Here is a 22,699-nt window from a genome sequence, read left to right on the forward strand (position 1 = left end):
TGCTCCTCGGCGCGAGCCCCGCGCGGGCCGCCGCCGGGCCCACGACGGCCCGGCTGCGCGAGCTGGAGCGGACGCACGGCGCCCGCGTCGGCGCGTTCGCCTACAACGTGGCGACCGGGGTCGCGGTGCGGCACCGGGCCGACGAGCGCTTCCCGATGCTGTCCACCTTCAAGACGCTCGCCGCTGCGGCCGTCCTGCGGGACCTGGACCGGGACGGCGAGGTCCTGGAGAAGGTGGTCCACTACACGAAGGCGGACTGCGTCTCCGATTCGCCGGTCACCGACACCCCGGAGCACATCGCGAGCGGGCTGAGCATCGCCCGGCTCTGCGACGCCGCCATCGGGGACAGCGACAACACCGCGGGGAACCTGCTGCTGCGCGAGCTGGGCGGCCCGCGTGCGGTGACCCGCTTCGCCCACTCGCTGGGCGACCGCCTGACCCGGCTGGACCGCTGGGAGCCCGACCTGAACTCCGCCGAGCCGGGCCGGATCACCGACACCACGACCCCCTCGGCGATCGCCCGCGACTACGCCCGGCTGGTGCTGGGGGACGTGCTGGAGCGCCGGGACCGCGAGCTGCTGACCCACTGGCTGCTGCACTGCCGCACGAGCGGTACGCGGTTCCGGGCCGGGCTGCCGCCGGAGTGGACGGTCGCCGACAAGACGGGCGGCGGCTCGTACGCCTCGTGCAACGACGTGGGCGTCGCGTGGACGCCGGAGGGTGCGCCGGTGGTCCTGGCCGTGCTGACGACGAAGCCGGCGGGCGCCTCCGACGCGGCGGGCGACCACCCGCTCGTCCTGGACGCGGCGAGAATCCTGGCGGCAGCAGTCGTTAGTTAGTCGTACTATCAATGGATGCCTGAGCTCAGTCACCGACGGCGGATGCTGGTGCTGGCGATCTGCTGCATGAGCCTGCTGATCGTCAGCCTCGACACCACCGCCCTGAACGTCGCCCTGCCCGCCATGCGCCGGGAGCTGGACGCGAGCGTCGCGGGGATGCAGTGGACGATCGACGCGTACACGCTCGTCCTCGCCTCCCTGCTGATGCTCGCCGGTTCCACCGCCGACCGGATCGGCCGGCGGAAGGTCTTCATGGCGGGCCTGGTCCTGTTCACCCTGGGTTCGGCGCTCTGCTCGCTGGCGCCGAACCTGGGGGCACTGATCGCCTTCCGGATGGTGCAGGCCGTGGGCGGCTCGATGCTCAACCCGGTCGCGATGTCGATCATCACCAACACCTTCACCGACCCCCGCGAGCGCGCCCGGGCGATCGGCGTCTGGGGCGGGGTCGTCGGCATCTCCATGGCGGCGGGACCGGTGGTCGGCGGCGGCCTGGTCGACTCGGTCGGCTGGCGGTCGATCTTCTGGGTCAACCTCCCGGTGGGCCTCGCCGCCCTGTTCCTGACCTGGCGTTACGTCCCCGAGTCGCGTGCCCAGCGGGCCCGCCGCCCGGACCCGCTGGGCCAGGTCCTGGTGATCACGCTGCTGGGCTCGCTGACGTACGCGATCATCGAGGCCCCGCAGAAGGGGTGGACCTCCGCCGAGATCCTGCTCTTCGCGGGGCTCGCGGCGGCGGCCCTGGCGGGGCTCCTGGTGTACGAGCCCCGGCGCGCCGATCCGCTGATCGACCTGCGGTTCTTCCGCAGCGTCCCGTTCAGCGGGGCCACCGTCATCGCGGTCAGCGCCTTCGCCGCGCTCGGCGGCTTCCTCTTCCTCAACACCCTCTATCTCCAGGACGTCCGGGGTCTGAGCGCGCTGGACGCCGGTCTCTACACGCTGCCCATGGCGGCCGTGGTGTGCCTGCTCTCGCCGCTGTCCGGGCGGCTCGTGGGCAGTCGCGGGCCGCGCATCCCGCTGCTGGTCGCGGGCGGTGCGATGGCGGTGAGCGGGCTGATGCTGGCGGCGTTCGACGCGGAGACCGGGACGGTCTCGATGTTCGCCGCGTACGTGCTCTTCGGTCTGGGCTTCGGCTCGGTGAACGCGCCCATCACCAACACCGCCGTCTCCGGCATGCCCCGCTCCCAGGCGGGCGTCGCGGCGGCCGTCGCCTCCACCAGCCGGCAGATCGGGCAGACCCTCGGCGTCGCCGTGATCGGCGCGGCCCTGGCGGCGGGCATGGCGGACCCGGGCGGGTCGGACGGCTTCGTGGCGGCGAGCCGGCCCGGCTGGTGGATCGTCACCGGCTGCGGGCTCGCCGTCCTGCTGGTCGGCGCCCTGAGCAGCGGCCGGTGGGCCGGGTCCACCGCCCGCCGGACGGCGGAGCGGCTGGCGGAACCGGTGGTGGAGCCGGCGGCCGGGGACCGGGCCGCTCAGTCCTCGGCGGCGCGCACCAGTTCCTGAAGGCGCGCCAGCCGCTCGTACGTCTCGTCGTCCCGGGGCGCGTAGCTGACCAGGCGCGGTCCGGCCGAGGGGCCGAGCCAGAGGTCGGTGGCCTCCACCCGGAGCAGCCCCACCCAGGCGTTGCGGAAGACCTTGGCCCGGCTGCCCGCCCCGACGACCTCGTGCCGGGCCCAGTTCTCGCGGAACTCCTCCGAGGCCGCCTCCAGACGGCCGAGCAGCTCCTTCCAGGCGGGCTCGGCCAGGTGCTCCGCCATCGCCGCGCGGAACTTGGCGGTGATGTAGCGGGTCACCTCGGCGGTGTCCATGACCGAGGCGCGCCACTGCTCGTTGGTGTGGGCGAGCAGCATGAGGTTGCGGTCCTCGGGGGCCACCGCCTCCAGGTCGCAGAGGAGCCGCCCGTACGTGCGGTTGTGGGCGAGGATGTCGTACCGGCTGTTCTGCACACAGGCGGGGATCGGCTCCAACTGCCGCAGCATGGTCCGCAGCGCCGGGGTGAGGTGGGGGCAGTCCGTACCGGGGGCCGGGTCGATGGCCGAGGCGAGCGAGAAGAGGTGGCTGCGCTCGCTGCGATCGAGCAGCAGGGCGCGGGCGAGGGCGTCGAGGACCTGGGGCGAGACCTGGATGTCCCGGGCCTGTTCGAGCCAGGTGTACCAGGTGACACCGACGGCGGAGAGCTGGGCGACCTCCTCGCGGCGCAGCCCCGGCGTGCGCCTGCGGCGGCCCCGGACGAGGCCGACCTGCTCGGGGGTGATCCGTTCGCGGCGGCTGCGCAGGAAGTTCGCCAGTTCGTGCCGCCGGATGTCGGGCTCGCTCCCGCCGGGGGCGGCCGTCTGCGTCAGGGGCGTCGCCATCGTCGTCATTCCTCCAGGGTGCGGGCCCGGCACGGGCACCGGGCGGCCGGTGCCTGGTGGTACTTGTACCAGGATAAAGACACTCTGGTACCAGGCTGCGGGCGGAGCGATCGTCGGTGGCGTGAGTGAATCCTCTGTACGGACGCCAACCGCACGCGCCACCGCCTCCCCGGTGGTGCGGCACGACCATCCCGCCCCGGTGCTCGGCGCGCTGGGACTGTTCACCGTGCTGCTGGGCGCGGCCCTCCCCCTCATCGACTTCTTCATCGTCAACGTGGCCCTGCCCACCATCGACCACGACCTGGCGGCGGGCCCCGCCCTGCTGGAACTGGTCGTCGCCGGTTACGGGCTCGCCTACGCCGTGCTGCTCGTCCTCGGCGGGCGGCTCGGTGACATGGCCGGCCGGCGCCGGCTCTTCCTGGCCGGGATCGCGGCCTTCGGGCTCACCTCGCTGGCCTGCGGGCTCGCCCCGACCGCCTGGACCCTGGTCGGGGCGCGGGTGGCCCAGGGCGCCGCGGCCGCGCTGATGCTGCCGCAGGTCCTCGCCACCATCCAGGCGGCCACCTCCGGCCACCGCAGGGCCCGGGCGATGAGCCTGTACGGGGCGACGGCCGGGCTCTCCATGGTCGCGGGGCAGATCCTGGGCGGGGCGCTGGTCGCCGCCGCGCCGCTCTCCTCGGTGTTCGGCGAGAGCGCGGGCTGGCGGTCGGTGTTCCTGGTCAACGTGCCCGTCGCGGCGATCGGCCTGGTGCTCGCGGCGCGCGCGGTCCCGGAGACCCGGGCGGCCCGCCCCGCGCCCGTCGACGTACCGGGCACGCTGCTGCTCGCGGTGTCGCTGCTGACGCTGCTGGCCCCGCTCACCGAGGGGCGGGCGGCGGGCTGGCCGCTGTGGACCTGGGTGTCCCTCGCGCTGTTCCCGTTCGCGGCGGCGGCGTTCTACCGGGTGGAGCGGCGGGCGGACCGGCGCGGGCTGATCCCGCTGGTGCCGCCGAGCCTGCTGCGCCTGGAGTCGCTGCGGCGCGGGCTGGCCCTCGTGGTGCCGTTCTCGGTGGGCTTCGGCGGCTTCATGTTCGTCATCGCGGTCGCGCTGCAGCAGGGCCTGGAGCTGGGCCCGGCGCGGTCGGGCCTGTCGATGGCCCCGATGGCGGTGGCCTTCTTCGTGGCGTCGCTGGCCGGCCCCCGGCTGGTGCGGCGGTACGGCAGCCGGGTCGTGACGGCCGGCGGGCTGATCCAGGCGGTGGGCGTGGCGGTGCTCGCGCTCACCGTGTGGCGGGGCTGGCCGGACCTGGGCATGGCGGGCCTGCTGCCCGGCATGGCGGTCGCCGGCTTCGGCCAGGGCCTCCAACTGCCCGTCATCTTCCGCATCATCCTGTCGGACGTACCGCCGGAGCGTGCCGGGGTGGGCGGCGGTGTGATGACGACGACCCAGCAGGCGACGCTGACGCTCGGGGTGGCGACGCTCGGCTCGCTGTTCCTGGCCCTGGTGCCGGGGTCGGGGATGCGGGACGCCCTGATCGTGACGCTGCTCGTCCAGCTGGCGGCGGTGGCCCTGACGACCGCGCTGAGCCTGCGGCTGCCGCGCACGGTGGGGTAGGACGGCCGCCGAAAGCGCGAAGGCCCCGGCGGACGGACCTGCAGGTCCGTCCGCCGGGGCCCCGGTGCGTGCGCGGGGGCGTCAGCTCTGTGCCGGGGCCTCCGGCTCCGCGGCCGGCGCGTCGGCTTCCGCGGTGTCGGACTGCTCGGTGCCGGCGGCCCGCTCCCGCATCTTGCGGAGCAGCTCCTGCTTCTGGTCGGCGGCCGTCCTGCGGTCGGCCTCGCGGTCGGGGCCGGCGCCCTGGGCCCCGTTGCGGGACAGCTTCTTGCGCTGACCGCCTACGCCGAGGAGGTTGTTGCGGCTCTTGGCCATGGGGTTCTCCCAATGTCTGGTCTCGGTGAGGTCTCTCGCGACCTCGGATCGATCCGGGGGGCGGCGGGTGGTCGGGCCCGCCGCGCTCTCACTCGTAGATCTGGAAGAACGAATACATGGGCACGACGGTACCCACACCGGGGGCCCCGCTCACCCGGTTTTCCGCTCTCCGGCCCACAGCATGAGGCCCCCGGTTCCGCGGCGGGCGCGGGAGCGGGGGCCTCGTTCAGCCGGTGCGGTCGTCAGCAGCCGAGCAGGCGGGAGGCGAGGTAGCCCTGGATCTGGTCCAGGGAGACGCGCTCCTGCTTCATCGTGTCGCGCTCGCGGACGGTGACCGCGTTGTCGTCCAGGGTGTCGAAGTCGACGGTGACGCAGAACGGCGTGCCGATCTCGTCCTGGCGGCGGTAGCGGCGGCCGATGGCGCCGGCGTCGTCGAACTCGATGTTCCAGTTCTGCCGCAGGTCGGCGGCGAGGCCCTTGGCCTTCGGCGAGAGCTGCGGGTTGCGGGAGAGCGGGAGGACCGCGACCTTGACCGGCGCCAGGCGCGGGTCGAGGCGCATCACGGCGCGCTTCTCCATGACGCCCTTCGCGTTCGGCGCCTCGTCCTCGCTGTACGCGTCGAGGAGGAAGGCCAGCAGCGAGCGGCCGACACCGGCCGCGGGCTCGATGACGTACGGGGTGTAGCGCTCGCCCTTCTCCTGGTCGAAGTAGGAGAGGTCCGTGCCGGACGCCTTGGAGTGGGCGTTGAGGTCGTAGTCGGTGCGGTTGGCGACGCCCTCCAGCTCGCCCCACTCGCTGCCGCCGAAGCGGAAGCGGTACTCGATGTCAGCGGTGCGCTTGGAGTAGTGGGAGAGCTTCTCCTGCGGGTGCTCGAACCACCGCATGTTCTCCTCGCGCAGGCCGAGACCGGTGTACCAGTTCCAGCGCTGCTCCATCCAGTACTCCTGCCACTGCTCGTCCTCGCCCGGCTTGACGAAGAACTCCATCTCCATCTGCTCGAACTCGCGCGTGCGGAAGATGAAGTTGCCCGGAGTGATCTCGTTGCGGAAGGACTTGCCCATCTGCGCGATGCCGAACGGGGGCTTCTTGCGCGCGGTGGTCAGCACCTGGGAGAAGTTGGTGAAGATGCCCTGGGCGGTCTCGGGGCGCAGATAGGCGACCGAGCCGGAGTCCTGGGTCGGGCCGAGGTGCGTGGAGAGCAGGCCGGAGAACTGCTTGGGCTCGGTGAAGGTGCCCTTGTTGCCGCAGTTGGGGCAGTTGAGGTCGGCGAGGCCGTTCGCGGGCGCCTTGCCGTGCTTCTCCTCGTACGCCTCCTCCAGGTGGTCGGCGCGGTAGCGCTTGTGGCAGGAGGTGCACTCGGTCAGCGGGTCCGAGAACGTGGCGACGTGGCCGGAGGCCACCCACACCTCGGGGGCCAGGATGACCGACGAGTCGATGCCGACGACGTCCTCGCGGGACGTGACCATGTAGCGCCACCACTGGCGCTTCAGGTTCTCCTTGAGCTCGACGCCCAGCGGCCCGTAGTCCCAGGCGGCCTTCTGACCACCGTAGATCTCGCTGCAGGGGTAGACGAAGCCACGGCGCTTGCTCAGGCTGACGATGGTGTCGATCTTGTCGGCGGCCACGGTGCTCTCTTCATTACGACGGAACGGGCGGGCGAAGAGCCCAGATTACCGGCGGCGCCTCCCCTTCGATCACATCGGTACCGGTCCCGTTCGCGGACCCCGCTTGTTGACAATCGTTTCCACTTTTGTTGAAAATGACTGTCATGAACATACGCCGCCTCATACCGGCCGCCGCCGTCACCGGCGCGGTCGCGCTCGGCCTCACCGCCGTCACCGCCTGCTCCTCGTCCGACACCTCCGACCACAGGAGCGACGGCAGGCTGGACGTGGTGGCGTCCTTCTATCCCATGCAGTTCCTGGCCGAGCGCATAGGCGGCGACCACGTCTCGGTCACCACGCTCACCAAGCCCGGCGTGGAACCCCACGACCTGGAGCTCAGCCCCCGGCAGACCGGCAGGCTCAGCGACGCGGACTTCATCCTCTATCTCAAGGGCCTCCAGCCCGCCGTCGACGAGGCGATCAAGCAGTCCGGCGCCTCCCACACCCTCGACGCCGCGACGCTGACCACGCTGGAGGACCACGGCACCGAGACCGGCGGCGAGGAGCACGGCCACGAGCACGACCACGAGGGCGACGAGGCCGGCGCCGACCCGCACATCTGGCTGGACCCGGTGAAGTACACCGAGGTCGCCAAGGGCGTCGGCACCTCGCTGGCGAAGACCGACCCGGACCACGCGGCGGACTACCGGAAGAACACCGACGCCCTGGTCAAGGAGCTCGGCGCGCTCGACACCGCGTACCGGACCGGGCTGAAGAACACCGCGACGAAGACGTTCATCACCACGCACTCCGCCTTCGGCTACCTCGCCGAGCGCTACGGCCTCGTCCAGGAGGGCATCGCCGGCATCGACCCCGAGGCCGAGCCCAGCCCCGCCCGCATCAGCGCCCTGCACTCCATCGCCGAGGAGAAGAAGGTCACCACCGTCTTCTTCGAGACGCTCGCCAGCGACAAGACCGCGAAGACGGTCGCCCGCGACGCCGGCCTGAAGACCGGCGTCCTGGACCCGCTGGAGGGAATCACCGACAGCTCCAAGGGCGATGACTACATCGGGGTCATGAAGTCCAACCTCGCCGCCCTGCGCACGGCGCTCGGCGCGAAGTGAACGACGGCCCCACCGCACCTATCGGCCCGAACCGCGCAGCAGCACCGGAGGCGCTCATGCCCGAGCCCCAGCACCCCGCCAGCGAACCCGTGATCACCGTACGCGACGCCACCGCCGTCCTGGGCGCGCGCCCCGTGCTGCGCGGCGTCGACCTGACCGTGCGCCGGGGCGAGGTCGTCGCCCTGCTCGGCGCCAACGGATCCGGCAAGTCCACCGCCGTCCGCTCCGTCATCGGCCAGGTCCCCCTGACCGGCGGCACCGTCGAGCTGTTCGGCACCCCGCTGCGCCGCTTCCGCGACTGGGCCCGGGTCGGCTACGTACCGCAGCGCACCACGGCGGCGGGCGGCGTACCCGCCACGATCCGCGAGGTCGTCTCCGCCGGACGCCTCTCCCGCACCCGGCTGGGCATCCCCCGCAAGGCGGACCGCGCCGCCGTCGACCGCGCCATCGAGCTCGTCGGCCTCGCCGACCGCGCGAAGGACTCGGTGAACGCCCTCTCCGGCGGCCAGCACCAGCGGGTGCTCATCGCCCGCGCGCTCGCCGCCGAACCGGAGCTCCTGATCATGGACGAGCCGATGGCGGGCGTGGACCTGGCCAGCCAGGAGATCCTGGCCGCCACCCTGCGCGAGCAGGTCGCCGCCGGAACCACCGTGCTCCTCGTCCTGCACGAGCTGGGTCCGCTGGAGCCCCTGATCGACCGGGCGGTCGTCCTGCGCGACGGCTGCGTCCTGCACGACGGGCCGCCCCCGAAGGCCGTCGGACAGCACGCGCTGCCCGGCCACGACCACGTACACCCCCACGCGGCTTCCGAGCCCGTCCGGACGGGACTGCTGAGCTGACCATGGAATTCCTCGACCCCCCCTTCATGCAGCGGGCCCTGCTCGCCGCCGTACTGGTCGGCGTCATCGCGCCCGCCGTCGGCATCTACCTCGTGCAGCGCCGACAGGCCCTGATGGGCGACGGCATCGGCCACATCGCGATGACCGGCGTCGGTCTCGGCTTCCTGCTCTCCACCAGCCCGGTCTGGATGGCCACCGCCGTCGCCGTCGCGGGCGCGGTCGTCATGGAGCTGATCCGCTGGTACGGGCGCACCCGGGGCGACATCGCGCTGGCCATGCTGTTCTACGGCGGCATGGCGGGCGGTGTCCTGCTGATCAACCTCTCCGACACGGGCTCGAACGCCAACCTGACCTCGTACCTCTTCGGTTCGTTGTCCACGGTCTCCTCCGAGGACATCACCGCGATCTCGCTGCTCGCCGCCTTCGTGCTGCTGGTGACGGTGGGGCTGCGGCGGCAGCTGTTCGCCGTCAGCCAGGACGAGGAGTTCGCCCGGGTGACCGGCCTGCCGGTGCGGATGCTGAACCTGCTCGTCGCGGTCACCGCCGCCGTGACCGTCACGGTCGCGATGCGGGTCGTGGGGCTGCTGCTGGTCAGCGCCCTGATGGTGGTCCCGGTCGCCGCCGCGCAGCAGATCACCCGGTCCTTCAAGGTGACGTTCGTGCTCTCCGTCGTCATCGGCGTCGGCGTCACCCTGTCCGGCACCATCACCTCGTACTACCAGGACGTCCCGCCCGGCGCGACGATCGTGCTGCTGGCCATCGGGGTCTTCGTCGCCCTGACGCTGCTCGCCGCCCCGCTCGCCCGCGTCCGCGCCCGGCGAGGCGAGACCGAGACAAAGGGGTGCACCCTGGAAGTACCGGGGGCCCGCCCGGCACCGGACGACGTCCGAGTCTGATCCCGCGGAAGGGGCGGGCTGGCACAATGGCCCGACAGATGTACGGGCGACACGAGGAGGCTCCTGTGGCGACGGCGCCGATCAGTGGGACGAACGCGGCTCCGGTACGCGGCCGCTCGACCCGGCAGCGGGCAGCCGTCGCGGCGGCGCTCGACGAGGTGGACGAGTTCCGCAGCGCGCAGGAGCTGCACGACGTCCTCAAGCACCGGGGGGACTCGGTCGGCCTGACGACCGTCTACCGCACCCTCCAGTCCCTCGCCGACGCCGGGGAGGTGGACGTCCTGCGCACCACGGAGGGCGAGTCCGTCTACCGGCGCTGCTCGACCGGCGAGCACCACCACCACCTGGTCTGCCGCATGTGCGGCAAGGCGGTCGAGGTCGAGGGGCCCGTGGTCGAGCAGTGGGCGGAGACCATCGCCTCCCAGCACGGCTTCGTCAACGTCGCGCACACGGTCGAGGTCTTCGGCACCTGCGCGGACTGCGCGGGCGGCGAGAACTGAGGGCCTTTCGTCCGGATCAGGCCGGAGCAGGGAGCGGGGGGCTCTCCGGTCCAGCCGTTCAGATTCTCTTCAGGTTCCGGTCGAAGATCTCGCGTATGCGGTCCACATCGGACCCGCCCCGGGCGCCCCGCTTGGCTATCACGGTCGTCGCCGTTCGCCAGGGACAGCGAGGTGGCCACGACGCCGCATCCCGTCGCGACCACCCCCAGGAGCCGCTGCCGCCGGCCCGAGGCGCTGACCCGGTGACACGCGCGGAGTGCCGACGTGTAGTCCCGCGGCTCCGGGCGGTATCTCAGTTCGACCGCTCCGTGCACGGCACCCTGCTGTTCGTTCATGGCCCCCACCCGACGTGTGCGAAAGAGCCGTGATCGTACCGGCAGGGCTTCAGGCCCGGGGACCCGATTTCGCCGCGACCTCCTCGGCGCCCCCGAACCGGCGGTCGCGCTGGGCGAATTCCAGGCAGGCGCGCCACAGGTCCCGGCGGTCGAAGTCCGGCCACAGCACGTCCTGGAAGACCATCTCGGCGTACGCGCTCTGCCAGATCAGGTAGTTCGAGGTGCGCTGCTCGCCGCTGGGCCGCACGAACAGGTCCACGTCCGGCATGTCCGGGTAGTAGATGTACTTCGCGAACGTCTTCTCGTTGACCTTCGACGGGTCGAGCCGGCCGGCGGCCACGTCCTGCGCGATCCGCTGCGCGGCGTCCGCGATCTCGGCCCGGCCGCCGTAGTTGACGCAGAAGTACAGCGTCATCTTGTCGTTGTCCTTGGTCTGCTCCTGGGCGACCTGGAGCTCCTGCACGACGGACTTCCACAGCTTGGGCATGCGGCCCACCCAGCGGATGCGGATGCCGAGCTCGTCCATCTCGTCACGGCGGCGGCGGATGACGTCCCGGTTGAAGTTCATCAGGAACTTCACCTCCTCCGGGGACCGCTTCCAGTTCTCCGTCGAGAAGGCGTACAACGAGAGGTTCTTGACACCCATCTCGATGCAGCCCTTGAGCACGTCCATGACGACGCCCTCGCCGACCTTGTGCCCCTCGGTGCGCGGCAGGCCGCGCTCCTTCGCCCAGCGGCCGTTTCCGTCCATCACGATGGCGACGTGCTTGGGCACCAGCTCACCGGGGATCTTCGGGGGCACGGCACCGGACGGGTGCGGCTCCGGGGTCTTGTAGTCGCGCCGGTTACGGCCGCCGAGCATCCCGCGTACTGCCATGAGCTTCAGTCTCCCTGTGTCACTTCTCTACGTACCGCAGTGAACGCAGCCCGCGCTCCAGATGCCAGTGCAGATACGCGGACACCAGCCCGCTCCCCTCCCTGGCATGACGCGCCTCGCACGCGTCCGCCGTCTCCCAGTCACCGGTGAGCAGGGCGCTCAGCAGGGCGACGGCCTGAGCCGAGGGTACGACGCTGCCGGGCACCCGGCAGTCGCCGCATACGACCCCGCCCGCCGCCACCGAGAAGAAACGGTTCGGTCCCGGCAGTCCGCACCGGGCGCAGGCGTCGAAGCTGGGGGCGTAGCCGTTGACCGCGAGGGAGCGCAGCAGGAAGGCGTCCAGGATGAGATGCGGCGCGTGCTCGCCCCGGGCCAGCGTGCGCAGCCCGCCCACCAGCAGCAGGTACTGCTGGACGGCGGGTTCGCCCTCGTGGTCGGTGAAGCGCTCGGCGGTCTCCAGCATCGCGGTCCCGGCGGTGTAGCGCCCGTAGTCGGTGACGATCCCGCCGCCGTACGGCGCGATCGTCTCGCTCTGAGTGCACAGCGGCAGCCCGCGCCCGACCAGCTCGCTGCCGCGCGCGAAGAACTGCACGTCCACGTGGGAGAACGGTTCGAGACGGGCCCCGAACTTCGACTTGGTGCGCCGCACCCCGCGCGCGACGGCCCGCACCCGGCCGTGGCCCCGGGTCAGTATCGTGATGATCCGGTCGGCCTCGCCCAGTTTCTGCGTGCGCAGCACCACGCCGTCGTCCCGGAACAAGCTCATGCCTCCCATTGTCCGGTACGCCACCGACACCCGGGGCCCGGCCCCTGAGGCGGTGAGCGGGCCGAGGCCCGGGCTCTCGGTGATCCCGGCGCTGTCGAGGCCGCGCGCGACCGGGGCCAGGGCCCGGCGCTCCCGCTCGGAGAGCGTGCCCAGGCCCTCGGGGCCGGTCCCGGCGGGGGCGCCCGGGGCGCTGAGCACCCGGGCGACGAAGAGGGCTTCCCGGCCGGGCGAGAGGACGGAGCGACGCCAGGAGGGCGCACAGCACACCGACGACGGCGGTCGGGCCCATGCCCCGGCTGCCGGTGGGATCGGCCGCCGGCAGGCGCAGCAGGCCCGCCGCGACGGTCCCGGAGGGAACGAGGACAGCGGGTCCGCGGCCGCGCAGCGCCGCCGCCGTGGCGTCGCGGGGACGTTCGGCGCGGACCAGTCCCCCGCGGCAGCGGGAGACCGGCATCAGGAGGGCGTGCGCGCCGCCTCGGCGAGCAGCCGGGCGGTGTCCTCGGCACGCAGCCTCAGCGCCCCGCCGACGGTGGTCAGCACCTCGCGTTCGGCGGTGCTGTACGCGCCGTCCGCGAGGGCGATCCGGGCGCCCTGGAGCAGAATCGATTCGCGCCCGGTGGGGGCGAGGTGCGGGGCGAGCGGTTCCAGCGCCTCGTGCAGCTCGATGGCGAGGGCCGCGCCGCACGCCTCGGCCGCCGGGTCGAACGCGGAGCCCTGGCCGATGTCGGCGGACAGCACCTCGACGACGGTGGCGAGCTGTTCGGGCGTGCAGTCCTCGAACCCGGCGCCGCGCACGGTCTCGGCGGCGCTCTCCAGGACCGTACGGGAGGTGCTGCCGCCGGCCGCGAGGACGCCGAGGGCGACGGTGTGCACGGCGTCCCTGAGCATCGCGGAGAACCGGGTGGTGGTGGGGTGGCCGAGCGTTTCCGGGTCGAGGTGCTGGTGGCAGGCCGCGCACTCGACCACCGGGTCCGTGGTGCCGCGCCGCAGCAGGGGCACGCCCAGCACGGCGAAGCGGCGCCGGCCGGTGAGGAGGCGGTAGTTGCGGTCACCGCCGCAGCCGGGGCAGAAGAACTCCCCGTCGCCGGTGGTGTCCCACAGCGTACGGATGCCGCAGATACGCAGCTTCATGGCGCGTTGTCCCAGGGCTGACCGCACGTCGCACACCTCCGTAACACTCCGGCAACACTGCCGTGTCGACGTGATGTTAACCACATCACCGTTGTGCCGTCAGCACCCCGCCCGTCACAACCGCCCGGAGAATGGCCGAACCCCGCCCCCCGGAAGCGGGTGGGCGGGGTCCGCGGACCGTACGGCTTCGGGCCCTTCCGGGCGCCGGGTCAGCGGGTGGCGCGGTTGACGGCCGAGACGACCGCCTTCAGCGAGGCGCGGGTGGTGTTGGCGTCGATGCCGATGCCCCACAGCACCTTCCCGTCGATGGCGCACTCGATGTACGAGGCGGCCTGGGCGCTCGCGCCCTCGCTCATGGTGTGCTCGGTGTAGTCCAGCAGCCGGGCGTCGATACCGATGGCCTGCAGCGCTTCGAAGAACGCGGAGATCGGGCCGTTGCCGGTGCCGGTCAGCACGGTGTCCACGCCGTCCACGGTCGCCTCGACGGTGATCGTGTCACGGCCGTCGGAGCCGGTCGTGCTCTGGCCGGAGCGGATCTGGACGCGCCCCCAGGCGTTGTCCGGGTTGGGCAGGTACTCGTCCTGGAAGACGCTCCAGATCTGCGTCGGCGTGACCTCGCCGCCCTCGGCGTCGGTCTTGGCCTGAATGATCCGGGAGAACTCGATCTGCATCCGGCGGGGCAGGTCCAGCTTGTGGTCGTTCTTCAGGACGTACGCGATGCCGCCCTTGCCGGACTGCGAGTTGACGCGGATGACCGCCTCGTAGGAGCGACCGACGTCCTTCGGGTCGATCGGCAGGTAGGGCACGGCCCACTCGATGTCGTCCACGGTCTTGCCTGCGGCGGCCGCGTCGGCCTCCATGGCGTCGAAGCCCTTCTTGATGGCGTCCTGGTGGGAGCCGGAGAAGGCGGTGTAGACCAGGTCGCCCGCGTAGGGGTGGCGCGGGTGGACCTCCATCTGGTTGCAGTACTCGCTGGTGCGGCGGATCTCGTCGATCTGCGAGAAGTCGATCTGCGGGTCGACGCCCTGCGAGAACAGGTTCATGCCCAGCGTCACCAGGTCGACGTTGCCCGTGCGCTCGCCCTGGCCGAACAGGCAGCCCTCGATCCGGTCCGCCCCGGCCATCAGGGCCAGTTCGGCGGCGGCGACGGCGGTGCCGCGGTCGTTGTGCGGGTGGACGGACAGGCAGACGAACTCGCGCCGCGACAGGTTGCGCGACATCCACTCGAACCGGTCCGCGTGCGTGGACGGCGTCGAACGCTCCACGGTGGCGGGCAGGTTGAGGATGATCTCGCGGCCCTGCTCGGGCTGCCAGACGTCACAGACCGCCTCGCAGACCTCCAGGGCGAAGTCCAGCTCGGTGTCGGTGAAGATCTCGGGGCTGTACTGGTAGCCGAAAATCGTCTCGTCGCCCAGGATCTTGTCGGCGTACTCCATGACCAGCCGGGTGCCGTCCACCGCGATCTGCTTGACCTCCTCGCGGGACCCGCGGAAGACCACGCGGCGGAAGGTCGGGGCGGTCGCGTTGTACAGGTGGACGGTGGCGCGTCGGGCACCGACCAGCGATTCGACGGTTCGCTCGATCAGTTCCTCACGGGCCTGCGTCAGGACGGAGATCGTCACGTCCTCGGGGATCGCGCCCTCTTCGATGATGGAGCGGACGAAGGCGAAATCGGTCTCGCCGGAGGACGGGAAGCCGACCTCGATCTCCTTGTACCCCATGCGTACGAGCAGGTCGAACATCTCGCGCTTGCGGGCCGGCGACATCGGGTCGATCAGGGCCTGGTTGCCGTCGCGCAGGTCGGTGGAGAGCCAGCGGGGCGCCTTGGTGATCCGCTTCTCGGGCCAGGTGCGGTCGGGGATGTCGACGGCCTCGTAGCGGCCGTACTTGTGGACCGGCATCCCGGACGGCTTCTGCAGCACCGTGGCGTTGGTGATCGGTGTGGGGCGGCCGACGGCGTGCGCGGCGGGGGTCTGGGCGGGGTTCACTTCGGTCATGGCGCGGGGCTCCTCGGGTGTCCTTCTCCGGGACGGCCGACTGTGTTACTGCAACACCAGACTCCGCGGGGAGGGGGTCGGCCTCGACTACAGGCCCTCGCCGCGGCAGCTAAGAAGAAGCAGCCCGAAACGCATGATGCGTCGAGACTAGCCGAGAGGCGCCCGAGACGTGGGTGCCGTTTCAGTATGCGGGACCGGCAGCCGCCCTCACCCGTACGGGACGACCTAAACGCCCAACAGTGACCAATCACTCCATTTCATCAACCACGGTTGCAACCAGCGACTTGGCGCTCACGTAGTGCCACAGTCGTCTGTATGCAGCCTCGTTCACAGCAGGGGTTCCACCCCGTCTTCTGCACCATCGTCCCGCCCCACGTCCTCGACAAGCTCTCCCAGTCCGACGACCCCGTCCTCGCCGATCCGGCCCGCCGCACCCTGGAGTCCGACGCGGCCCGCCGCACCCGCCGCCAGGTGACGACCACCGCCCGGCCCGCCGCCCCCGCCGAACCGGACGACGAGGCCGCCGCCAAGCCCCGTCGCACGCTCTACGACTGCCGCCACGGCACGGACCTGCCGGGCACCAAGGTCCGCGGCGAGGGCGAGAAGCCCACGAAGGACGCCAGCGTCAACCGCGCGTACGCGGGCCTCGGCGCCACCTTCGACCTGCTGCTCACCGCCTACGGCCGGCGCTCCATCGACGGCCGCGGACTGCCGCTGATCGGGTCCGTCCACTACGACGAGAAGTACAACAACGCCTTCTGGGACGGCGAACAGATGGTCTTCGGAGACGGGGACGGGGAGATCTTCCTCGACTTCACCGTCGCCCTCGACGTGATCGCCCACGAACTGGCCCACGGACTCACGCAGTACACGGCCAACCTGAGCTACTACGGCCAGTCCGGCGCGCTCAACGAGTCCATCTCGGACGTCTTCGGCTCCCTCGTGAAGCAGTACTCGCTGGGCCAGACCGCCGACCAGGCGGACTGGCTGATCGGCGAGGGGCTGCTCGCGCCCCGGGTCCAGGGCGTGGCACTGCGCTCGATGAAGGCACCCGGCACGGCGTACGACGACGACGTGCTCGGCAAGGACCCGCAGCCGGCGTCCATGGACGACTACGTCCACACCGGCGACGACAACGGCGGCGTCCACCTCAACTCCGGCATCCCCAACCGCGCGTTCTATCTCCTGGCGACCGCGCTGGGCGGCAGCTCCTGGGAGCGGGCGGGCCAGCTCTGGTTCGATGTGCTCACAGGTGGTGAACTGGCGGTGGACGCGGACTTCGCGGACTTCGCCCGGCTGACCGTGGCGGCGGCGCGCAGCCGCTTCGGCGAGGGCGACGAGGTGGAGGCCGTCCTCAAGGCGTGGTCGGAGGTGGGCGTTCCGACCGATTAGGAGGGACGCACGCATGCGCATCCAGGTGAGCAGGACCGGCGGCTTCGCCGGCATCGCGCGCCACCGCGAGATCGACACCGCCGGACGGGCCGACGCCCAGGAGTGGGAGGCCCTGGCCGGCTCGGCGCTCGCCGACGGCCAGGGCGCCGCGCCCCGGGGCGTCCCGGACGGCTTCAGTTACCGGATAACGGTCGACGGCAGGACCGTGCACTGCGCGGACCCCCGCCTGACCGAGGCCCAGCGCGACCTGATCTCACGCGTCCTGAAGGAGGGCGCGTGAGACGGGGCGCGGTGTGAGGGAAGCGCGCCTCAGAAGCCGAGCTTCCGCAGCTGCTTGGGGTCGCGCTGCCAGTCCTTGGCGACCTTGACGTGCAGGTCGAGGTAGACGGGGGTGCCGAGCAGGGCCTCGATGTGCTTGCGGGACTTGGTGCCGACGTCCTTCAGCCGCTTGCCCTTCGGACCGATGATGATGCCCTTCTGGCTGGGGCGCTCGATGTAGACGTTGGCGTGGATGTCCAGCAGCGGCTTGTCCGCCGGCCGGTCCTCGCGCGGCAGCATCTCCTCCACGACGACCGCGATGGAGTGCGGCAGCTCGTCGCGTACGCCTTCGAGCGCGGCCTCGCGGATCAGCTCCGCGACCATCACCATCTCCGGCTCGTCGGTGAGGTCGCCCTCGGGGTAGAGCGGCGGGCTCTCGGGCAGGAGCGGGGCGATCAGGTCGGAGAGCAGGTCGACCTGCTGGTCCTTGACGGCCGAGACCGGGATGATCTCCGCCCACTCGAAGCCCAGCTCCTCGCCGAGCCGGGAGACGGCCAGCAGCTGTTCGGCGAGCTGCTTGGAGTCGACCAGGTCGGTCTTGGTGATGATCGCGATCTTGGGCGTCTTCCTGATGCCCGCGAGCTCCTTGACGATGTACTTGTCGCCGGGACCGAGCTTCTGGTCGGCGGGCAGGCAGAAGCCGATCACGTCGACCTCGGCCCAGGTGGTGCGCACGATGTCGTTCAGCCGCTCGCCCAGCAGGGTGCGCGGTTTGTGCAGCCCGGGGGTGTCGACCAGGATCAGCTGGGCGTCCGGCCGGTGCACGATGCCGCGCACGGTGTGCCGGGTCGTCTGCGGCCGGTTGGAGGTGATGGCCACCTTCCGCCCGACCAGAGCGTTCGTCAGGGTGGACTTGCCCGCGTTGGGGCGGCCCACGAAGCAGGCGAAGCCGGCCCGGTGGGGGGCGGGGTTCTCGGCCTGCCGCGCGGCGGCTTCAGGGTTAGGTCGAACGCTCATGGCGCCCATTGTCCCCGATCCCGGGGGCCGCGGGGCACCGAGGGCGCCCGCCGCGGCCTCCGGGCCCGGCACGGACGGCCCGGTCCCCCGCCCCGTACGGCGGTCAGCCGGCCGTGACGCTGAGCCGCAGCCGTCCGTCCGGCCCGGCGAGCAGCACCGGCGTGCCGGCCCCGCCCAGGTCCCTCACGGCGGCCCGGTCCTCGTCGGAGGGGGCGTCCGCCTCGGAGACGATCGCGGCGGCCTCCAGGGACTTCGCCCCGCTGGCCACCGCCATCGCGACGGCCGTCCGCAGCGCGCTGAGCTTCAGCGAATCCAGCTCCACGGTCCCCGCCACATAGGTGCGTCCGGTCTCGTCCCGGACGGCAGCGCCCTCGGGGACGCCGTTGCGGGCGCGGGCGCTGCGCGCCAGGGTGACGATCTTGCGGTCCTCGGCGCCGAGGTCGGTGGTCTCAGTCATGTGCCGAGCATACGAAGCCCGGCACGGACCGGGGCGGGCGGGAGCCCCGGCCGGTGCGGCCTACGGGCGGTCCAGCCGCAGCCGCTCCGCCTTCGGGAGGCCGGCCACCACCAGGTCGTAGCTGTCCTCGATCAGCTCGCGCAGCTTCGCGTCGGGGAGCCCGGAGACGGTGACGGTGTTCCAGTGGCGCTTGTTCATGTGCCAGCCGGGCGCCACCGCCACGTACTCCTCGCGCAGCCGCACCGCCTCGTCGGGGTCGCACTTGAGGTTCACCGTCAGGGGCCGGGCGTCCAGCGCGCTGAGCGCGAACATCTTGCCGAGCACCTTGAAGACGGACGCCTCCGGCCCGAACGGGAACTCCTCGACGCTCGCGTTGAAGCCTAGGCAGAAGGCCCTCAGCTGCTGCGGGGTCATTCCGGCGTCTCCTCCTCCTTCTCGGGAGCGACCGGCTCCACCAGCACCGTGACGATCTTGTTGCGCCGGCCCGCCGGGGACTCCGCGGTCAGCCGCAGCCGCCGCCCGTCGGGCAGTGCGACCTCGGAGGACGCGCCGGCGATCGGGACCCGGCCCAGCGCCTTCGCGAGGAGGCCGCCGACCGTCTCGACGTCCTCGTCGTCGTACTCGTCGAGACCGAAGAGCTCGCCGAGGTCGCCGATGTCGAGCCGGGCGGTCACCCGGAAGCAGCCGTTCTCCAGCTCCTGGACGGGCGGCAGCTCACGGTCGTACTCGTCGGTGATCTCGCCGACGATCTCCTCCAGGATGTCCTCGATGGTGACGATGCCCGCCGTGCCGCCGTACTCGTCGATGACGACGGCGACATGGCTGCGCTCCTGCTGCATCTCGCGCAGCAGGTCTCCGGCGTTCTTCGTGTCGGGCACGAACGCGGCCGGACGCATCGCCGTGGAGACCGGGTCGGCCTCCGAGTCCCGGTTGATGTGCGTCTTGCGGACCAGGTCCTTGAGGTAGACGATCCCGACGATGTCGTCCTCGTTCTCGCCGGTGACCGGGATCCGCGAGAAGCCGGAGCGCAGCGCGAGGGTGAGCGCCTGACGGATCGTCTTGTAGCGCTCGATGCAGACGAGGTCGGTGCGCGGGACCATCACCTCGCGCACGAGCGTGTCGCCGAGCTCGAAGACGGAGTGCACCATGCGGCGCTCCTCGTCCTCGATCAGCGACTCCTGCTCGGCGAGGTCCACCATGGCCCGCAGCTCGGCCTCGCTGGCGAACGGGCCCTTGCGGAACCCCTTGCCGGGGGTCAGCGCGTTGCCGAGGAGGATCAGCAGCTGCGGGACCGGCCCCATGACCCGGGCCAGCGGCAGCAGCACGTACGCCGACGCGGTCGCGGTGTTCAGCGGGTGCTGGCGGCCGATGGTGCGCGGGGAGACGCCGATCGCGACGTAGGAGACGAGGACCATGACGCCGATGGCGACGGCCAGCGCCTCCCAGGTCTCCGGGAACTCCTTCAGGCAGGCGTACGTGACGAGCACCCCGGCGGCCATCTCGCAGGCGACCCGCACCAGCAGGGCGACGTTGAGATAGCGCGTCGGGTCGGCCGCGACCTGTTCCAGCTTGGCGCTGCCGCGACGGCCCGAGCGGACCGCCTCGGCGGCCCGGAAGCTCGACGTGCGGGCGATGCCCGCCTCGGCGCAGGCGGCCAGCCAGCCGACGACGACCAGCAGGACGACGCCGGAGACCAGGGGGAGGCTCACGAGACGGTCGGGGCGGGCGACGGACCGGTCAGGCCGCGCTCACCACGCCAGCCGTCCACGATGGCCGCCTGGAGACCGAACATCTCGGCCTTCTCGTCCGGCTCCTCGTGGTCGTAGCCCAGCAGGTGCAGCACCCCGTGGACGGTGAGCAGCTGGAGCTCCTCGTCCATGGAGTGCTGGGTCTCGGCTTCCTCACCCTGCTTCTTGGCGACCTCGGGGCAGAGCACGATGTCACCGAGGAGCCCCTGCGGCGGCTCCTCGTCGTCCTTCGCCGGCGGACGCAGCTCGTCCATCGGGAAGGACATGACATCGGTCGGGCCCGGCAGGTCCATCCACTGGATGTGCAGCTGCTCCATGGCCGCGGCGTCCACCACGATCACCGAGAGCTCGGAGAGCGGGTGGATCCGCATGCGCGCGAGCGCGTAGCGGGCGATGTCGAGGATCGCCTGCTCGTCGACCTCGGTTCCGGACTCGTTGTTGACGTCGATCGACATGGTGCGCTGCTACTGCTTCCCGTTGTGACGGCCGCGGCCCCGAGGGCCCCCGCCGTCCTGCTCGCCCTTGCTGCTGTCGTACTTCTCGTACGCGTCGACAATACGGCCGACCAGCTTGTGCCGGACGACATCCTGCGAGGTGAGCCGGGAGAAGTGCACGTCGTCGATGCCCTCCAGGATGTCCTGCACCTGGCGCAGGCCGCTCTTGGTCCCGCTCGGCAGGTCGACCTGGGTGATGTCACCGGTGACCACGATCTTGGAGTCGAAGCCGAGCCGGGTCAGGAACATCTTCATCTGCTCGGCACTGGTGTTCTGCGCCTCGTCCAGGATGATGAAGGCGTCGTTCAGGGTGTTGTGTGTCAGCAGGTAGTCCTGCGTCACGTACAGCGAGTCCTCCGCCGCAACCTGAATGCACACCGCTTCCTCACGGCCCGCCGGTTCGATGCTGTCGATGAAGCGCATGGGCCGTCCGCCGCCACCGGCGGCCCGGTACTTCTCGGCCTTGCGGGGGAGACGGAAGGGCTCGATGCCCTCCGGCAGGCGGATGTCGACCACGTGGGCGTCGTAGCGGTGATGGACATCGCGGCCGCGAGCGCGTCCCGGCGTACGCCCTTCGGCAGCCCGGCGGCGTGTGTAAGCGACCCCGCCCAGCGACTGCACCAGGGCGATCATGTCGTCACGCAACATGATCGACGCCGTCGTGTACTGGACACGGCATGTGCGGTCCTTCTGGGTGACCGGGCCCCCATCGGCGTCGAGCAGCCCTTGAAGGACAGCGAGACGGACGTCGGCGGAGTTGAAGAGGTACGCGTCCGGAACGAACTTGGAGTGGGAACGCGTGCCCACCAGATCGAGTTCACGCAGCGCACGCGTGACCGGGTTCTCCAGCGTCACCACGTCGCCCGGAGCCTTCAGCCGGTTCAGGGTGTAGTCGGGCCCGCCCTTGTGGCGTACGGAAACGCCCGGCAGCGAGCCTTCCAGGGCCTCGGCCAACTCGGGGTCCTGGGTGGCAAACGACGGGGTCGTCGCCCCCGTCAGGCACCCGTCGCCCAGCAGCAGCCCCAGCGCATACGGGTCCATCGGAACCTCGCGCTCGGGAAAGCTGACCGGGGCGGTGAGCATCGGCAGTTCGTAACGACGCGCGCGGGCCGCGCGGAGGTTGCCGATCATCTCCTTGGTCTCCAGGACCCGCCACGGCTTGTCCCGCCGTTTGTCCGACGCGGTACGAACCGTCCACAGGTGGTCACCACAGCACAGGGTCCAGGAGCCGTCCTGGGCGCTGACTCGGTAGATGTCCTTCTCGCCCTGCGGGTACACACCGAGTACGGGCGTGGGGGCTCCATCGGAGCCGATGACGAGGTCACCGACCTCCAGAGTGCCGATGGGGCGCCAGCCGTCCGGCGTCAGCACGTTGGTGAAGACAGGTTGGGCGCGACCCCTCATATAAGCCAGGGGGGCGACCTCGATCGTGCCCGCCGCCATCAGGCGCGGGATCGAGTCGGGGTCGAGCATGTCGTGCAGGGCGTCGTAGAGCGGGCGCAGGTACGGGTCGATCTTGTCGAACAGCGTGCCGGGGAGGAAGCCCAGGCGCTCGCCCGCCTCGACGGCCGGGCGGGTCAGGATGATGCGGCTGACCTGCTTGGACTGGAGGGCCTGGACCGCCTTGGCCATGGCCAGGTAGGTCTTGCCCGTACCGGCGGGGCCGATGCCGAAGACGATCGTGTGCTTGTCGATCGCGTCGACGTACCGCTTCTGGTTGAGCGTCTTGGGGCGGATCGTGCGGCCCCGGCTGGACAGGATGTTCTGCGTCAGCACCTCGGCCGGGGTCTCCGTACCGTCCGCCTGGCCGTTGTCGGTGGCCTTGAGCATCGCGATCGACCGTTCCACGGCGTCCTCCGTCATCGGCTGCCCGGTGCGGAGCACGAGCACCATCTCGTCGAACAGGCGCTGGATCAGGGCGATGTCCGCCGCGTTGCCCGTCGCGCTTATGTCATTTCCCCGGACGTGGATGTCGGCCGCCGGGAACGCCGCTTCGATCACGCGCAGCAGCGAGTCGCCCGCTCCCAGGAGCATCACCATCGGGTGAGCGGCCGGGATGCTGATGTGGGCACGCGCCTGCGGCTGTGTGGGTGACTGAGTCATGGGCCGGCCCTCGGGCCTGCGCATACCTCCCGTTGCAGGGTTCTCGCTGCTCGAAAACCTCGTGTGCC

The 22,699-nt window shown here is 71.3% G+C and carries 22 protein-coding genes and 1 pseudogene; 9 read left to right on the forward strand and 14 right to left on the reverse strand.

Translation table 11 applies throughout. The features are described from left to right. On the forward strand, window positions 1–839 hold an 839-nt coding region (gene bla / locus G3I41_RS26980; RefSeq protein ID WP_164402971.1), incomplete at its 5' end, for a class A beta-lactamase. Between the two features lie 15 nt (window positions 840–854). Then, window positions 855–2,336 (forward strand): MFS transporter, encoded by a 1,482-nt coding sequence (locus G3I41_RS26985; protein WP_203601712.1) that lies wholly within the window; start codon window positions 855–857, stop codon window positions 2,334–2,336. Here G3I41_RS26985 and G3I41_RS26990 read toward each other — a convergent pair. Beyond that, window positions 2,306–3,196, reverse strand: coding sequence for a helix-turn-helix domain-containing protein (locus G3I41_RS26990; RefSeq protein ID WP_164402972.1), 891 nt, complete (start codon window positions 3,194–3,196; stop codon window positions 2,306–2,308). The genes G3I41_RS26985 and G3I41_RS26990 overlap by 31 nt on opposite strands. A gap of 112 nt (window positions 3,197–3,308) precedes the next feature. On the opposite strand from G3I41_RS26990, the gene G3I41_RS26995 reads away from it, so the two are divergent. After that, the gene (locus tag G3I41_RS26995; RefSeq protein ID WP_343242233.1) at window positions 3,309–4,781 is read left to right on the forward strand and encodes an MFS transporter; all 1,473 of its coding nucleotides are present in this window, start codon (window positions 3,309–3,311) and stop codon (window positions 4,779–4,781) included. An 81-nt stretch (window positions 4,782–4,862) separates the two neighbouring features. Here the strand turns inward: G3I41_RS26995 and G3I41_RS27000 are convergent, their stop codons facing one another. Together G3I41_RS27000 and G3I41_RS27005 are read right to left on the reverse strand one after the other, a co-directional pair. Next, complete coding sequence (locus G3I41_RS27000) at window positions 4,863–5,093, reverse strand: DUF6243 family protein (RefSeq protein ID WP_164402973.1); 231 nt, start codon at window positions 5,091–5,093, stop codon at window positions 4,863–4,865. Between the two features lie 242 nt (window positions 5,094–5,335). Next, window positions 5,336–6,718 carry a glycine--tRNA ligase gene (locus G3I41_RS27005; RefSeq protein WP_164402974.1) on the reverse strand — a complete coding sequence of 461 codons (1,383 nt, stop codon included), beginning with the start codon at window positions 6,716–6,718 and terminating at the stop codon, window positions 5,336–5,338. A 143-nt stretch (window positions 6,719–6,861) separates the two neighbouring features. Here G3I41_RS27005 and G3I41_RS27010 point away from each other — a divergent pair, with 143 nt between their 5' ends. The 4 genes from G3I41_RS27010 (at window position 6,862) to G3I41_RS27025 (ending at window position 10,056) form a co-directional block, all read left to right on the forward strand. Then, window positions 6,862–7,821 (forward strand): metal ABC transporter substrate-binding protein, encoded by a 960-nt coding sequence (locus G3I41_RS27010; protein WP_164402975.1) that lies wholly within the window; start codon window positions 6,862–6,864, stop codon window positions 7,819–7,821. Window positions 7,822–7,877: 56 nt separating this feature from the next. Continuing rightward, window positions 7,878–8,660, forward strand: coding sequence for a metal ABC transporter ATP-binding protein (locus G3I41_RS27015; RefSeq protein WP_164402976.1), 783 nt, complete (start codon window positions 7,878–7,880; stop codon window positions 8,658–8,660). Window positions 8,661–8,662: 2 nt separating this feature from the next. Next, window positions 8,663–9,556, forward strand: a complete 894-nt coding sequence (locus tag G3I41_RS27020) for a metal ABC transporter permease (protein ID WP_164402977.1) — start codon at window positions 8,663–8,665, stop codon at window positions 9,554–9,556. Window positions 9,557–9,621: 65 nt separating this feature from the next. Continuing rightward, the gene (locus G3I41_RS27025) at window positions 9,622–10,056 is read left to right on the forward strand and encodes a Fur family transcriptional regulator (RefSeq protein ID WP_164402978.1); all 435 of its coding nucleotides are present in this window, start codon (window positions 9,622–9,624) and stop codon (window positions 10,054–10,056) included. A 384-nt stretch (window positions 10,057–10,440) separates the two neighbouring features. Here G3I41_RS27025 and G3I41_RS27030 read toward each other — a convergent pair whose 3' ends face one another. The 5 genes and pseudogenes from G3I41_RS27030 to leuA all read right to left on the reverse strand — a co-directional run bounded on the left by G3I41_RS27030 (window position 10,441) and on the right by leuA (window position 15,162). Beyond that, the gene (locus tag G3I41_RS27030) at window positions 10,441–11,268 is read right to left on the reverse strand and encodes an isoprenyl transferase (protein ID WP_164402979.1); all 828 of its coding nucleotides are present in this window, start codon (window positions 11,266–11,268) and stop codon (window positions 10,441–10,443) included. A 19-nt stretch (window positions 11,269–11,287) separates the two neighbouring features. Next, on the reverse strand, window positions 11,288–12,034 hold the full coding sequence (recO, locus tag G3I41_RS27035; protein ID WP_164402997.1) for a DNA repair protein RecO: 747 nt from the start codon (window positions 12,032–12,034) through the stop codon (window positions 11,288–11,290). A gap of 238 nt (window positions 12,035–12,272) precedes the next feature. Continuing rightward, a pseudogene (locus tag G3I41_RS27040) lies at window positions 12,273–12,500 on the reverse strand (MMPL family transporter); the annotation flags it as partial. After that, window positions 12,488–13,165: a TerB family tellurite resistance protein gene (locus G3I41_RS27045; RefSeq protein ID WP_164402980.1), complete on the reverse strand. Its 678-nt coding sequence runs from the start codon at window positions 13,163–13,165 to the stop codon at window positions 12,488–12,490. The gene G3I41_RS27045 and the pseudogene G3I41_RS27040, both read right to left, overlap by 13 nt. A 209-nt stretch (window positions 13,166–13,374) precedes the next feature. Continuing rightward, entirely contained in the window at window positions 13,375–15,162 is a 1,788-nt protein-coding gene (leuA, locus tag G3I41_RS27050) for a 2-isopropylmalate synthase (protein ID WP_164402981.1), read from the reverse strand. A 315-nt stretch (window positions 15,163–15,477) separates the two neighbouring features. Between leuA and G3I41_RS27055 the strand changes: the two genes are divergently transcribed. Together G3I41_RS27055 and G3I41_RS27060 are read left to right on the forward strand one after the other, a co-directional pair. After that, window positions 15,478–16,554, forward strand: coding sequence for a M4 family metallopeptidase (locus G3I41_RS27055; RefSeq protein WP_164402982.1), 1,077 nt, complete (start codon window positions 15,478–15,480; stop codon window positions 16,552–16,554). Between the two features lie 13 nt (window positions 16,555–16,567). Next, complete coding sequence (locus tag G3I41_RS27060) at window positions 16,568–16,834, forward strand: protealysin inhibitor emfourin (RefSeq protein WP_164402983.1); 267 nt, start codon at window positions 16,568–16,570, stop codon at window positions 16,832–16,834. 29 nt (window positions 16,835–16,863) lie between these two features. Here G3I41_RS27060 and era read toward each other — a convergent pair whose 3' ends face one another. The 6 genes from era to G3I41_RS27090 all read right to left on the reverse strand — a co-directional run bounded on the left by era (window position 16,864) and on the right by G3I41_RS27090 (window position 22,631). Continuing rightward, window positions 16,864–17,838 carry a GTPase Era gene (gene era, locus G3I41_RS27065; RefSeq protein ID WP_203601714.1) on the reverse strand — a complete coding sequence of 325 codons (975 nt, stop codon included), beginning with the start codon at window positions 17,836–17,838 and terminating at the stop codon, window positions 16,864–16,866. Between the two features lie 94 nt (window positions 17,839–17,932). Then, complete coding sequence (locus G3I41_RS27070) at window positions 17,933–18,286, reverse strand: cytidine deaminase (protein WP_164402985.1); 354 nt, start codon at window positions 18,284–18,286, stop codon at window positions 17,933–17,935. A gap of 60 nt (window positions 18,287–18,346) precedes the next feature. Next, a complete protein-coding gene (locus G3I41_RS27075) occupies window positions 18,347–18,700 on the reverse strand; it encodes an MmcQ/YjbR family DNA-binding protein (protein WP_164402986.1) in 354 nt (117 codons plus the stop codon). Next, window positions 18,697–19,995: a hemolysin family protein gene (locus tag G3I41_RS27080; RefSeq protein WP_164402987.1), complete on the reverse strand. Its 1,299-nt coding sequence runs from the start codon at window positions 19,993–19,995 to the stop codon at window positions 18,697–18,699. Before G3I41_RS27080 ends, G3I41_RS27075 begins: the two co-directional genes overlap by 4 nt. Further along, window positions 19,992–20,489, reverse strand: a complete 498-nt coding sequence (ybeY, locus tag G3I41_RS27085; RefSeq protein ID WP_164402988.1) for an rRNA maturation RNase YbeY — start codon at window positions 20,487–20,489, stop codon at window positions 19,992–19,994. The genes G3I41_RS27080 and ybeY overlap by 4 nt, the downstream gene beginning before the upstream one ends. Before the next feature lie 9 nt (window positions 20,490–20,498). Then, a complete protein-coding gene (locus G3I41_RS27090; RefSeq protein ID WP_164402989.1) occupies window positions 20,499–22,631 on the reverse strand; it encodes a PhoH family protein in 2,133 nt (710 codons plus the stop codon). Window positions 22,632–22,699: the final 68 nt, after the last annotated feature.

The sequence above is a fragment of the Streptomyces sp. SID9727 genome (assembly GCF_010550605.1).
In the GTDB taxonomy this organism is placed as follows: Bacteria; Actinomycetota; Actinomycetes; order Streptomycetales; family Streptomycetaceae; genus Streptomyces.

Excerpts from the sequence above, each read along its gene's own strand:
- leuA (WP_164402981.1), bottom strand. The coding sequence starts at position 15,162 with ATGACCGAAGTGAACCCCGCCCAGACCCCCGCCGCGCACGCCGTCGGC.
- G3I41_RS27010 (WP_164402975.1), top strand. The coding sequence starts at position 6,862 with ATGAACATACGCCGCCTCATACCGGCCGCCGCCGTCACCGGCGCGGTC.
- G3I41_RS26985 (WP_203601712.1), top strand. The coding sequence starts at position 855 with ATGCCTGAGCTCAGTCACCGACGGCGGATGCTGGTGCTGGCGATCTGC.
- G3I41_RS27075 (WP_164402986.1), bottom strand. The coding sequence starts at position 18,700 with ATGACCCCGCAGCAGCTGAGGGCCTTCTGCCTAGGCTTCAACGCGAGC.
- G3I41_RS27090 (WP_164402989.1), bottom strand. The coding sequence starts at position 22,631 with ATGACTCAGTCACCCACACAGCCGCAGGCGCGTGCCCACATCAGCATC.
- ybeY (WP_164402988.1), bottom strand. The coding sequence starts at position 20,489 with ATGTCGATCGACGTCAACAACGAGTCCGGAACCGAGGTCGACGAGCAG.
- G3I41_RS27060 (WP_164402983.1), top strand. The coding sequence starts at position 16,568 with ATGCGCATCCAGGTGAGCAGGACCGGCGGCTTCGCCGGCATCGCGCGC.
- G3I41_RS27045 (WP_164402980.1), bottom strand. The coding sequence starts at position 13,165 with ATGAAGCTGCGTATCTGCGGCATCCGTACGCTGTGGGACACCACCGGC.
- recO (WP_164402997.1), bottom strand. The coding sequence starts at position 12,034 with ATGAGCTTGTTCCGGGACGACGGCGTGGTGCTGCGCACGCAGAAACTG.
- G3I41_RS27020 (WP_164402977.1), top strand. The coding sequence starts at position 8,663 with ATGGAATTCCTCGACCCCCCCTTCATGCAGCGGGCCCTGCTCGCCGCC.
- G3I41_RS26990 (WP_164402972.1), bottom strand. The coding sequence starts at position 3,196 with ATGACGACGATGGCGACGCCCCTGACGCAGACGGCCGCCCCCGGCGGG.
- era (WP_203601714.1), bottom strand. The coding sequence starts at position 17,838 with ATGGGCGCCATGAGCGTTCGACCTAACCCTGAAGCCGCCGCGCGGCAG.
- G3I41_RS27070 (WP_164402985.1), bottom strand. The coding sequence starts at position 18,286 with ATGACTGAGACCACCGACCTCGGCGCCGAGGACCGCAAGATCGTCACC.
- G3I41_RS27000 (WP_164402973.1), bottom strand. The coding sequence starts at position 5,093 with ATGGCCAAGAGCCGCAACAACCTCCTCGGCGTAGGCGGTCAGCGCAAG.
- G3I41_RS27015 (WP_164402976.1), top strand. The coding sequence starts at position 7,878 with ATGCCCGAGCCCCAGCACCCCGCCAGCGAACCCGTGATCACCGTACGC.
- G3I41_RS27030 (WP_164402979.1), bottom strand. The coding sequence starts at position 11,268 with ATGGCAGTACGCGGGATGCTCGGCGGCCGTAACCGGCGCGACTACAAG.
- G3I41_RS27055 (WP_164402982.1), top strand. The coding sequence starts at position 15,478 with ATGCAGCCTCGTTCACAGCAGGGGTTCCACCCCGTCTTCTGCACCATC.